At 67.0% G+C, this 12,536-nt stretch carries 8 protein-coding genes; all 8 read left to right on the forward strand.

Annotated features, from left to right (window positions below):
* Positions 1-183 precede the first annotated feature (183 nt).
* The 8 genes from rplK (at position 184) to I004_RS0100240 (ending at position 12,483) form a co-directional block, all read left to right on the forward strand.
* Positions 184-618 carry a 50S ribosomal protein L11 gene (gene rplK / locus I004_RS0100205; protein ID WP_028433846.1) on the forward strand — a complete coding sequence of 145 codons (435 nt, stop codon included), beginning with the start codon at positions 184-186 and terminating at the stop codon, positions 616-618.
* Positions 619-718: 100 nt separating this feature from the next.
* Positions 719-1,441, forward strand: coding sequence for a 50S ribosomal protein L1 (gene rplA / locus I004_RS0100210; RefSeq protein WP_028433847.1), 723 nt, complete (start codon positions 719-721; stop codon positions 1,439-1,441).
* 153 nt (positions 1,442-1,594) lie between these two features.
* A complete protein-coding gene (locus I004_RS0100215; RefSeq protein WP_028433848.1) occupies positions 1,595-2,488 on the forward strand; it encodes an SCO4651 family lipoprotein in 894 nt (297 codons plus the stop codon).
* 296 nt (positions 2,489-2,784) lie between these two features.
* The gene (gene rplJ / locus I004_RS0100220; RefSeq protein WP_028433849.1) at positions 2,785-3,324 is read left to right on the forward strand and encodes a 50S ribosomal protein L10; all 540 of its coding nucleotides are present in this window, start codon (positions 2,785-2,787) and stop codon (positions 3,322-3,324) included.
* Positions 3,325-3,441: 117 nt separating this feature from the next.
* Positions 3,442-3,831, forward strand: coding sequence for a 50S ribosomal protein L7/L12 (gene rplL, locus I004_RS0100225; RefSeq protein WP_028433850.1), 390 nt, complete (start codon positions 3,442-3,444; stop codon positions 3,829-3,831).
* Positions 3,832-4,348: 517 nt separating this feature from the next.
* Complete coding sequence (gene rpoB, locus I004_RS0100230; protein WP_028433851.1) at positions 4,349-7,834, forward strand: DNA-directed RNA polymerase subunit beta; 3,486 nt, start codon at positions 4,349-4,351, stop codon at positions 7,832-7,834.
* 127 nt (positions 7,835-7,961) lie between these two features.
* Positions 7,962-11,861 (forward strand): DNA-directed RNA polymerase subunit beta', encoded by a 3,900-nt coding sequence (locus I004_RS0100235; protein WP_028433852.1) that lies wholly within the window; start codon positions 7,962-7,964, stop codon positions 11,859-11,861.
* A gap of 88 nt (positions 11,862-11,949) precedes the next feature.
* Positions 11,950-12,483 carry a DUF1707 and DUF4190 domain-containing protein gene (locus I004_RS0100240; protein ID WP_028433853.1) on the forward strand — a complete coding sequence of 178 codons (534 nt, stop codon included), beginning with the start codon at positions 11,950-11,952 and terminating at the stop codon, positions 12,481-12,483.
* Positions 12,484-12,536: the final 53 nt, after the last annotated feature.

A 12,536-nucleotide genomic window follows, 5' to 3' on the forward strand; every position in this document is an offset into this window, starting at 1 on the left:
TTGCGACCGGAAGCCGACGGGCCGATCAACCGGATTTGTCCGGCAGTTCGACGGCGCCCGCGCGGCGTTACTGAGCAGCCAATTTCAGGGCCGACCACGGTACGGGCTATCGTGGTGCGGTATGCCTCCATCCGTTCACAGGGTGGAGGACGAATCACCTCTCACTAAAGACCCGGAGAGAGCATGCCTCCCAAGAAGAAGAAGGTCGCGGGGCTGATCAAGCTCCAGATCCAGGCCGGCGCCGCCAACCCGGCACCGCCGGTCGGTCCGGCACTCGGCCAGCACGGCGTCAACATCATGGAGTTCTGCAAGGCCTACAACGCGGCGACCGAGTCGCAGCGCGGCTGGGTCATCCCCGTGGAGATCACGGTCTACGAGGACCGCTCCTTCACCTTCATCACCAAGACGCCGCCGGCGTCGAAGATGATCCTGAAGGCCGCGGGCGTGGACAAGGGCTCCGGCACTCCGCACACGACCAAGGTCGCGAAGATCACGCGCGACCAGGTCCGCGAGATCGCCACGACGAAGATGCCCGACCTGAACGCCAACGACCTGGACCAGGCCGAGAAGATCATCGCCGGCACCGCCCGTTCGATGGGCGTGACCGTCGAGGGCTGACCGGCCCGTCCCTCCCGTGGAAGGGCCCGCGCAGGCCCGCACCACGACTCCGTAACCGCCGTGTGGTCACAGCCGCACGACGACACACTCAGGAGCAGAAGTGAAGCGCAGCAAGTACTTCCGCGAGGCGGACGCCAAGATCGACCGGGAGCGCCTCTACGCCCCGCTCGAGGCCGTGCGTCTCGCCAAGGAGACCTCCACCAAGAAGTTCGACGCGACCGTCGAGGTCGCCCTGCGTCTGGGCGTCGACCCGCGCAAGGCCGACCAGATGGTGCGCGGCACCGTGAACCTGCCGCACGGCACCGGCAAGACCGCCCGGGTCCTGGTCTTCGCGACCGGTGACCGTGCAGCAGCCGCGGAGGCCGCGGGAGCCGACATCGTCGGCGGCGACGAGCTGATCGAGGAGGTCGCCGGCGGCCGTCTGGACTTCGACGCCGTCGTCGCCACCCCGGACCTGATGGGCAAGGTCGGCCGCCTCGGCCGCGTGCTCGGTCCGCGTGGTCTGATGCCGAACCCGAAGACCGGCACGGTCACGCCCGACGTGACCAAGGCCGTCAACGACATCAAGGGCGGCAAGATCGAGTTCCGTGTCGACAAGCACGCCAACCTCCACTTCATCATCGGCAAGGCGTCCTTCGACGAGACACAGCTCGTCGAGAACTACGCCGCGGCGATCGACGAGGTTCAGCGGCTGAAGCCCTCGGCCGCCAAGGGCCGGTACGTGAAGAAGACGTCCATCACCACCACGATGGGCCCCGGCATCCCTGTCGACCCCAACCGCATCCGCAACCTCCTCGCCGAGGAGGACCCCGCCGCCGTCTGAGCGCCACGCTCGGGCCCGCGCGGGCCGCACTGAACACCGGGCCTCGTCCTCCCCGGAGGGCGGGGCCCGGTGCTGTGTTGCACACGAGCCGGCTCCGGCCGGGATAAGGTCCTGTGCGTACTGCTCAACAAGTGGAAAAACAGGGGGAATCAGATGCGCCAGGCCCGAATTGCCATGATGGCGGCCGGAGTTGTGATGGCGGCCGGTCTCACGGCTTGCGGCGGCTCCGGCGGTACGGACTCCGGCGGCGGCTCCAAGGACAAGGAGGGCCTCTCACCGGCCCAGGTGGCCGTCAGCGAGCTGGAGCAGGCGTCGAAGAGCACCGAGGAGAAGAAGTCCGCGAAGGTCGAGGGCGACCAGAAGCAGGGCACCCCGCAGGGCGAGATCTCCACGAAGACCGAGGGCTCGATCGACTGGTCCGGCGGCGGCACCACCGCCGAGATGACCGTCACGCAGCAGGGCGCCGGCGCGAGCGCCCTCCCGACGAGCGGCAAGCCCATGCCGGCCCGCTACACCGAGGACGCCATGTACGTGAACCTCGGTGACCAGTTCGCCTCCACGGCCGGCAAGGGCAAGCACTGGATGAAGTACGACTACGACAGGCTGGCGAAGCAGGCCGGCCCGTCGGGCGCACTGATCAAGGACCAGATGCAGAACAACAACCCGGCCCGCTCGGTCGATCTGCTCCTGGCCAGCGGCAAGGTGAAGAAGGTCGGCTCGGAGACCGTCAGGGGCAAGAAGACCGACCACTACAGCGGCACCGTCGAGGTCGCCGAGCTGGCGCGCATGCAGTCCAAGAACCTGTCCGAGAAGGAACTGGACCAGCTCTCCGACCAGCTCGAGCAGCAGGGCTTCGACACCGAGAAGGTCGACCTCTGGATCGACGGCGACGACCTGATCGTGAAGAAGCAGGAGCGTGCCAAGGGCAAGAACGGCAACCTGGACTCGACGGTCTACTACTCGGACTACGGCACCGACGTCTCCGTCGAGGCGCCCGCCGCGTCCGACACCCTGGCCTTCGAGGACGCGCTGCCCGGCCGCAGCTGAGCGCCGTCCGGCAGGCATTTCGGAAGGCCCCCTCAGACATCGGATTTGGTGCCGGAGGGGGCCTTCGCGTAATCTCGTACGAAGCCAAAGACCGCTGGTCGTCGTCGTGCTCATCCAAGAGGCACGGCGGCCGAAGGATCCGCTAGCTGCGGGCGACCCGCGTAGGTGATGAGGAAAGCTCCCGGGGGAGACGTACGTCGTCCCGGTCGAGCCACGCCCCATGCGCCTGCGCTGGGGCGTTTCGTCGTTCCAGCCCCTTCCGAGCGGTCTCATCACCCGGAAGGAGGCCGAGGCTCATGGCGAGGGAGCAGGTCGCGCCCGACAAGATCGCCGCCGTTGAGGAGATCACGAACAAGTTCCGTGACTCCAACGCCGCAGTGGTCACCGCGTACACAGGGCTTTCGGTTGCCCAGCTCAGGGAGCTGCGCCGCTCGCTCGGTGGGGACGCCCAGTACCGCGTGGTGAAGAACACTCTGACCAAGATCGCGGCCAAAGAGGCCGGGTTCAACGAGCTCGACGAGTTCTTCACGGGCTCGTCGGCCGTCGCCTTCGTCACCGGTGACCCGGTCGCGGCGGCGAAGGGTCTTCGTGACTTCGCCAAGGACAACCCCGCCCTGGAAATCAAGGGCGGCATCGTCGACGGCGCGCTCTACAGCGCCGCCGACCTGAACAAGCTCGCGGCGCTCGAATCCCGCGAGGTGCTGCTCGCCAAGCTGGCCGGCGGCATGAAGGCGTCCATGGCGAAGGCCGCGGCGACCTTCCAGGCCCCGCTGTCGAAGTTCGCCCGTACCGCGGACGCGCTGCGCAGCAAGGTCGAGCAGGGCGGTGCCGAGTAATTCGGCTCCCGTCGAGGCCGGGCAAGCACACGCACCCGGTCGCAGCGGGCTCGAAGTCTGACGAACCCGTCGATACGTACACACGGCACCAGCCGGACTAGTGGAAGGACCGCCACCATGGCGAAGCTCAGCCAGGACGAGCTGCTCGAGCAGTTCAGTGAGATGACCCTCATCGAGCTCTCCGACTTCGTGAAGAAGTTCGAGGAGAAGTTCGACGTCGAGGCCGCCGCTCCGGCCGCCGTCGCCGTCGCCGCCCCCGGCCAGGGTGGCGGTGCCGCCGAGGAGGTCGAGGAGCAGGACGAGTTCGACGTCGTCCTCACCGGCGCCGGCGACAAGAAGATCCAGGTCATCAAGGTCGTGCGTGAGCTGACCTCCCTGGGTCTCAAGGAGGCCAAGGAGCTCGTGGACAGCACCCCGAAGCCCGTCCTCGAGAAGGTCGCGAAGGACGCCGCGGAGAAGGCGAAGGAGTCCCTCGAGGGCGCCGGCGCCTCCGTCGAGGTCAAGTGATCAACGGGGTCGTACGACCCCCTCAGCCAGGGGCGATCACCCAGCCGGGTGGTCGCCCTTCGGCGTCTCCGAAGCGGTCCCATGGGTGCCCGGAACCGGCGGGTATCGTGATCTCCGCCGCCGTGGGGCCCTTGACGAACTCCACTCGGCACGTAATTCTCTGGACGCGCCGTTCGCATCGATCCGGGTTCCGAGGCATGGATCGAGCACGAAGCGGGAAGTGTTGCGGCAAGCACGTTCCGTCCCGACGTACCGAGGCCGTCGGGACGGGCCGCGGCGGAGATGAACAACTAGGGGGCCCTCCCGGAGGGAACAAAGGACAGGGTCCTCCCGGAGGAGAGATTGCCACCGGCTGGAGGCGGAGACCGGGACCGAGCCCGGTCCCGAAATCTGCTCTGGACATCAGTGGGCCTTGAGGCTACACTGACCCTTTGCGCTGCCTGTTAGCTGCTCCCTGCCCGTCGCCAGGGGCACCGGTATGCGCGCAGAGAGTCCGAGCCCTCGGAAGGACCCCCTCTTGGCCGCCTCGCGCACTGCCTCGACTGCCAATTCGAACAACGGCGCCAGCACCGCCCCGCTGCGTATCTCTTTCGCGAAGATCAAGGAACCTCTTGAGGTTCCCAACCTCCTTGCCCTCCAGACCGAGAGTTTCGACTGGCTGCTCGGCAACGAGGCCTGGAAGTCCCGGGTCGAGGCGGCGCTGGAGAGCGGAAACGACGTCCCGACGAAGTCCGGTCTGGAAGAGATCTTCGAGGAGATCTCCCCGATCGAGGACTTCTCCGGGTCGATGTCGCTGACCTTCCGCGATCACCGTTTCGAGCCCCCCAAGAACTCGATCGACGAATGCAAGGAGCGCGACTTCACGTACGCGGCTCCGCTCTTCGTCACCGCTGAATTCACCAACAACGAGACCGGCGAGATCAAGTCCCAGACCGTCTTCATGGGCGACTTCCCGCTCATGACGGACAAGGGCACGTTCGTGATCAACGGCACAGAGCGTGTCGTCGTCTCGCAGCTCGTCCGCTCGCCCGGTGTCTACTTCGACAGCTCCATCGACAAGACCTCCGACAAGGACATCTACTCCGCCAAGATCATCCCGTCCCGGGGCGCCTGGCTGGAGATGGAGGTCGACAAGCGCGACATGGTCGGTGTGCGCATCGACCGCAAGCGCAAGCAGTCGGTGACCGTCCTCCTCAAGGCGCTCGGCTGGACGAACGAGCAGATCCTCGAGGAGTTCGGCCAGTACGAGTCGATGCGCGCCACCCTGGAGAAGGACCACACCCAGGGGCAGGACGACGCGCTGCTCGACATCTACCGCAAGCTGCGTCCGGGTGAGCCTCCGACGCGTGAGGCCGCGCAGACGCTGCTCGAGAACCTCTACTTCAACCCGAAGCGGTACGACCTGGCCAAGGTCGGCCGGTACAAGATCAACAAGAAGCTGGGCGGAGACGAGCCGCTCGACTCGGGCGTGCTCACGTCGGCCGACGTCATCGCCACGATCAAGTACCTGGTCAAGCTGCACGCCGGGGAGACCGAGTCGACCTCGGCCGAGGGCGACCAGATCGTCATCGAGACCGACGACATCGACCACTTCGGCAACCGCCGTCTGCGCAACGTCGGCGAGCTGATCCAGAACCAGGTCCGCACGGGTCTCGCCCGTATGGAGCGTGTCGTCCGTGAGCGGATGACGACCCAGGACGTCGAGGCGATCACGCCGCAGACGCTGATCAACATCCGGCCGGTCGTCGCCTCCATCAAGGAGTTCTTCGGCACCAGCCAGCTGTCGCAGTTCATGGACCAGACGAACCCGATCTCGGGTCTCACCCACAAGCGCCGCCTCTCGGCGCTGGGCCCGGGTGGTCTGAGCCGTGAGCGCGCGGGCTTCGAGGTCCGTGACGTGCACCCCTCGCACTACGGCCGCATGTGCCCGATCGAGACGCCGGAAGGCCCGAACATCGGTCTGATCGGTTCGCTCGCCTCGTACGGGCGGGTGAACGCCTTCGGCTTCGTCGAGACGCCGTACCGCAAGGTGGTCGACGGTGTCGTCGGCGACGAGGTGCACTACCTGACGGCTGACGAAGAGGACCGCTTCGTCATCGCACAGGCGAACGCGCCGCTCACCGAGGAGATGCGCTTCGCCGAGGACCGGGTGCTCATCCGCCGCCGTGGCGGCGAGGTCGACCTGATCCCGGGCGACGACGTGGACTACATGGACGTCTCGCCGCGCCAGATGGTGTCGGTCGCGACGGCCATGATCCCCTTCCTCGAGCACGACGACGCCAACCGCGCGCTCATGGGGTCGAACATGATGCGGCAGGCCGTGCCGCTCATCAAGGCCGAGTCGCCGCTGGTCGGCACCGGTATGGAGTACCGCTGCGCGGTCGACGCCGGCGACGTCATCAAGGCCGAGAAGGACGGTGTCGTCCAGGAGGTCTCCGCCGACTACGTCACGGTGGCCAACGACGACGGCACGTACACCACGTACCGCGTCGCGAAGTTCACCCGCTCCAACCAGGGCACCTCCTTCAACCAGAAGGTGCTCGTGGACGAGGGCTCCCGCGTGATCGACGGCCAGGTCCTCGCCGACGGCCCGTCCACCGACGAGGGTGAGATGGCGCTCGGCAAGAACCTGCTGGTCGCCTTCATGCCCTGGGAGGGCTACAACTACGAGGACGCGATCATCCTCAGCCAGCGCCTGGTGCAGGACGACGTCCTCTCCTCGATCCACATCGAGGAGCACGAGGTCGACGCGCGCGACACCAAGCTCGGCCCCGAGGAGATCACCCGGGACATCCCGAACGTCTCCGAGGAGGTCCTCGCCGACCTCGACGAGCGCGGCATCATCCGCATCGGCGCCGAGGTCGAGGCGGGCGACATCCTCGTCGGCAAGGTGACCCCGAAGGGTGAGACGGAGCTGACGCCGGAGGAGCGGCTGCTGCGCGCGATCTTCGGTGAGAAGGCCCGCGAGGTCCGTGACACCTCGCTGAAGGTGCCGCACGGCGAGACCGGCAAGGTCATCGGCGTACGCGTCTTCGACCGCGAGGAAGGGGACGAGCTGCCCCCCGGTGTGAACCAGCTGGTGCGCGTGTACGTGGCGCAGAAGCGGAAGATCACCGACGGTGACAAGCTCGCCGGCCGGCACGGCAACAAGGGCGTCATCTCCAAGATCCTCCCGGTCGAGGACATGCCGTTCCTCGAGGACGGCACGCCCGTCGACGTCATCCTCAACCCGCTCGGCGTCCCGTCCCGCATGAACCCGGGACAGGTGCTGGAGATCCACCTGGGCTGGCTCGCCAGCCAGGGCTGGAACGTGGCCGGCATCGACGAGGAGTGGGCACGGCGCCTGAAGCAGATCGGCGCCGACGAGGTCTCGTCGGGCACCAACGTGGCCACCCCGGTCTTCGACGGTGCGCGCGAGGACGAGATCACCGGCCTCTTCCAGGCCACGGTCCCCAACAGGGACGGCGACCGGATGGTTCTGCCCTCCGGCAAGGCCCACCTGTTCGACGGCCGCTCCGGTGAGCCGTTCCCGGACCCGATCTCGATCGGCTACATGTACATCCTCAAGCTGCACCACCTGGTCGACGACAAGCTGCACGCCCGCTCGACCGGTCCGTACAGCATGATCACCCAGCAGCCGCTGGGCGGTAAGGCACAGTTCGGTGGCCAGCGCTTCGGTGAGATGGAGGTGTGGGCCCTGGAGGCGTACGGCGCCGCGTACGCGCTGCAGGAGCTCCTCACCATCAAGTCGGACGATGTCACCGGCCGCGTGAAGGTCTACGAAGCCATCGTCAAGGGCGAGAACATCCCCGAGCCGGGCATCCCTGAGTCGTTCAAGGTGCTCATCAAGGAGATGCAGTCGCTCTGCCTCAACGTGGAGGTGCTGTCCTCGGACGGCATGTCCATCGAGATGCGTGACACGGACGAGGACGTCTTCCGCGCGGCGGAAGAGCTCGGTATCGACCTGTCCCGGCGTGAGCCGAGCAGCGTCGAAGAGGTCTGACGGGTCCGGCCGGAACGCGTTCGCCAGGCGTTCCGGCCTCCCCCTTCGGCCCTGGGGGCCTGGAGGCGACCCCTCCAAACCCCGCTCAGACCATTCATCGACACAACCCTGAGAGGGATTGACGAGAGTGCTCGACGTCAACTTCTTCGACGAACTGCGGATCGGCCTCGCCACCGCTGACGACATCCGTCAGTGGTCGCACGGTGAGGTCAAGAAGCCCGAGACCATCAACTACCGCACCCTCAAGCCCGAGAAGGACGGACTCTTCTGCGAGAAGATCTTCGGTCCGACGCGGGACTGGGAGTGCTACTGCGGCAAGTACAAGCGCGTCCGCTTCAAGGGCATCATCTGTGAGCGCTGCGGCGTCGAGGTGACCCGCGCCAAGGTGCGCCGTGAGCGGATGGGCCACATCGAACTGGCCGCACCCGTCACCCACATCTGGTACTTCAAGGGCGTTCCGTCGCGCCTGGGCTACCTGCTGGACCTCGCTCCGAAGGACCTGGAGAAGGTCATCTACTTCGCGGCGTACATGATCACGTACGTCGACGAGGAGCGCCGCACGCGCGACCTGCCGTCCCTGGAGGCGCACGTCGGTGTCGAGCGCCAGCAGATCGAGCAGCGCCGCGACGCCGACCTGGAGGCACGCGCCAAGAAGCAGGAGTCCGACCTGGCCGAACTCGAGGCCGAGGGTGCCAAGGCGGACGTCCGGCGCAAGGTGCGCGAGGGCGCAGAGCGCGAGATGAAGCAGCTCCGCGACCGCGCGCAGCGTGAGATCGACCGTCTCGACGAGGTGTGGTCCCGCTTCAAGAACCTCAAGGTCCAGGACCTGGAGGGCGACGAGCTGCTCTACCGCGAGCTGCGCGACCGCTTCGGGACCTACTTCGACGGCTCCATGGGTGCTGCTGCCCTGCAGAAGCGCCTGGAGACCTTCGACCTGGACGAGGAGGCGGAGCGGCTCCGCGAGATCATCCGTACCGGCAAGGGCCAGAAGAAGACCCGTGCGCTCAAGCGCCTCAAGGTCGTCTCCGCGTTCCTGCAGACCAGCAACAGCCCCAAGGGCATGGTGCTGGACTGCGTGCCGGTGATCCCGCCGGACCTGCGTCCGATGGTGCAGCTGGACGGTGGCCGCTTCGCGACCTCCGACCTGAACGACCTCTACCGCCGCGTCATCAACCGCAACAACCGCCTCAAGCGGCTTCTGGACCTCGGTGCCCCCGAGATCATCGTGAACAACGAGAAGCGGATGCTGCAGGAGGCCGTCGACGCGCTCTTCGACAACGGCCGCCGCGGCCGCCCCGTCACGGGTCCCGGCAACCGTCCGCTGAAGTCGCTGTCCGACATGCTCAAGGGCAAGCAGGGCCGGTTCCGCCAGAACCTGCTCGGCAAGCGCGTCGACTACTCGGCCCGTTCCGTGATCGTCGTCGGCCCGCAGCTCAAGCTGCACCAGTGCGGTCTGCCGAAGGCGATGGCGCTGGAGCTGTTCAAGCCGTTCGTGATGAAGCGCCTGGTGGACCTGAACCACGCGCAGAACATCAAGTCGGCGAAGCGCATGGTCGAGCGCGGCCGCACGGTCGTCTACGACGTGCTGGAAGAGGTCATCGCCGAGCACCCGGTTCTGCTGAACCGTGCGCCGACGCTGCACCGCCTCGGCATCCAGGCCTTCGAGCCGCAGCTGGTCGAGGGCAAGGCCATTCAGATCCACCCGCTCGTGTGCACCGCGTTCAACGCGGACTTCGACGGTGACCAGATGGCCGTGCACCTGCCGCTGTCCGCGGAGGCGCAGGCCGAGGCCCGCATCCTGATGCTGTCCTCGAACAACATCCTCAAGCCGGCCGACGGCCGGCCGGTGACCATGCCGACGCAGGACATGGTGCTCGGGCTGTTCTTCCTCACCACCACCGAGGAGCAGCGCGAGACCATCGGCGACGGCAGGTCGTTCAACTCGACCGCCGAAGCGATCATGGCCTTCGACGCCGGGGAGCTCTCGCTCCAGGCGGAGATCGACGTCCGCTTCCCGATCGGTTCCGTACCGCCGGCGGACTGGACGCCGCCGCTGCCCGAGCAGGGTGAGCCCGAGTGGCAGCCCGGCGACGGCTTCCGGCTGCGTACGACGCTGGGCCGTGCGCTCTTCAACGAGCTGCTGCCCGAGGAGTACCCGTACGTCGAGTACTCGGTCGGCAAGAAGGAGCTCTCCCAGATCGTCAACGACCTGGCCGAGCGCTACCCGAAGGTCACCGTGGCGGCGGCGCTGGACAACCTGAAGTCGGCCGGTTACTTCTGGGCGACCCGTTCCGGCGTCACCATCGCCATCTCGGACGTCGTCGTGCCCGACGCCAAGCCGGAGATCATCGCCGGTTACGAGGCTCAGGACGAGAAGGTCCAGAAGCAGTACGAGCGCGGCCTGATCACCAAGGACGAGCGCACGCAGGAGCTCATCGCGATCTGGACCAAGGCGACCAACGAGGTCTCCGAGGCGATGAGCGACAACTTCCCGAAGACGAACCCGATCTTCATGATGGTCGACTCGGGTGCCCGAGGGAACATGATGCAGATGCGTCAGATCGCCGGTATGCGCGGTCTGGTGTCCAACGCCAAGAACGAGACCATCCCGCGGCCGATCAAGGCGTCGTTCCGTGAGGGTCTCTCCGTGCTGGAGTACTTCATCTCCACGCACGGTGCCCGTAAGGGTCTCGCGGACACCGCTCTGCGTACCGCCGACTCCGGCTACCTGACGCGTCGTCTCGTCGACGTCTCGCAGGACGTGATCATCCGCGAGGAGGACTGCGGCACCGACCGCGGCCTCAAGCTGGAGATCGCGGCCAAGGGTGCGGACGAGGTGCTGCGCAAGGCGGCGGACGTCGAGACGAGCGTGTACGCGCGCTGCCTCGCCGAGGACATCGTCGTCGACGGCAAGGTGCTGGCCCCGGCCGGCACCGACCTGGGCGACGTGCTCATCGACGAGCTGGTGCGGTACGGCGTCGAGACGGTCAAGACCCGCTCCGTCCTCACCTGTGAGTCGGCGGTCGGCACCTGCGCCATGTGCTACGGGCGTTCGCTGGCCACCGGCAAGCTGGTCGACATCGGCGAGGCCGTCGGCATCATCGCGGCCCAGTCGATCGGTGAGCCCGGCACCCAGCTGACGATGCGTACCTTCCACACCGGTGGTGTGGCTGGTGACGACATCACGCAGGGTCTGCCGCGTGTGGTCGAGCTGTTCGAGGCCCGTACGCCCAAGGGCGTCGCGCCGATCTCCGAGTCGGCCGGCCGGGTCCGTATCGAGGAGACGGAGAAGACCAAGAAGGTCGTCGTCACCCCGGACGACGGCTCGGACGAGACCTCGTACCCCGTCTCGAAGCGCGCCAGGCTGCTGGTGGGCGAGGGCGACCATGTCACCGTCGGCCAGGCGGTGACCGTGGGTGCCACCAACCCGCACGACGTGCTGCGCATTCTCGGCCAGCGTGCGGTCCAGGTGCACCTGGTCGGCGAGGTCCAGAAGGTCTACAACTCGCAGGGTGTGTCGATCCACGACAAGCACATCGAGATCATCATCCGGCAGATGCTGCGCCGTGTGACGATCATCGAGTCCGGTGACGCGGAGCTGCTGCCGGGCGAGCTCGTGGAGCGTACGAAGTTCGAGGGTGAGAACCGTCGCGTCGTGGCGGAAGGCGGCCACCCGGCCTCCGGCCGTCCGCAGCTGATGGGTATCACCAAGGCTTCGCTGGCGACCGAGTCGTGGCTGTCGGCGGCGTCCTTCCAGGAGACGACCAGGGTCCTCACGGACGCGGCGATCAACGCCAAGTCCGACTCCCTGATCGGCCTCAAGGAGAACGTCATCATCGGTAAGCTCATCCCGGCCGGTACGGGCCTGTCCCGCTACCGCAACATCCGGGTGGAGCCCACCGAGGAGGCCAAGGCCGCGATGTACTCGGCCGTCGGTTACGACGACATCGACTACTCGCCGTTCGGCACCGGCTCCGGCCAGGCGGTCCCGCTGGAGGACTACGACTACGGTCCGTACAACGCCTGACCCGAGGTCATAGCTCTGCTACAGAGGGCGGCCGTCCCTACCGGGACGGTCGCCCTCTGTGCATGATGAATCAAAGGGGGTGGTGCGGATGCTCGCTGGCAACGCCGACCGGGACCGGGCGGGAGACGTACTGAAGGCCGCCTACGCGGAGGGCCGGCTGACCAAGGACGAGTACGACTACCGAGTGGGGCGGGCTCTCGCGGCCCGAACGGTGGAGGAGCTCCAGCAGCTGACGAGCGATGTGCCCAACGGGCCCAGCGCCGTCCCTCCGACCTTTCAACGCTCCGTCGCACATGGCCAGTTGATGCCCTTCCAGCCGCAGCACATCGTGCCGTACGCGGTTCCCCGCCGGCACAACAGCACGGCGGCTGCGGCGCTCGTCTGCGGCATCGCGGCCCCTGTCCTCTCCCTCATCACCGCACCGCTGCTGTGGGGGCTCCACGCCCCATATCTGTTCTGGATCGGAGCGGCTCCCGGTGTGATCCTGGGGCACAAGGCGCGCAACGAGATCCGCCGTACGGGAGAGCGCGGCGAGGGCTCGGCGACGACCGGACTGATTCTCAGTTGGATCTTCCTTGTGCTCAGCGGTCTGACGGCGCTCGTCGCCACGGCGTCGAGCTGAGCGGCCTTCCTGTCACGTTGTTCTGACGGGCCGCCGACCTGGGGCTACGGGGG

It is taken from the genome of Streptomyces sp. TAA486 (assembly GCF_000426165.1).

Bases quoted from the DNA above. Each gene is read 5' to 3' on its own strand.
- I004_RS0100240 (WP_028433853.1), top strand. From the start codon at position 11,950: ATGCTCGCTGGCAACGCCGACCGGGACCGGGCGGGAGACGTACTGAAG.
- I004_RS0100215 (WP_028433848.1), top strand. From the start codon at position 1,595: ATGCGCCAGGCCCGAATTGCCATGATGGCGGCCGGAGTTGTGATGGCG.
- rplK (WP_028433846.1), top strand. From the start codon at position 184: ATGCCTCCCAAGAAGAAGAAGGTCGCGGGGCTGATCAAGCTCCAGATC.
- rplJ (WP_028433849.1), top strand. From the start codon at position 2,785: ATGGCGAGGGAGCAGGTCGCGCCCGACAAGATCGCCGCCGTTGAGGAG.
- rplL (WP_028433850.1), top strand. From the start codon at position 3,442: ATGGCGAAGCTCAGCCAGGACGAGCTGCTCGAGCAGTTCAGTGAGATG.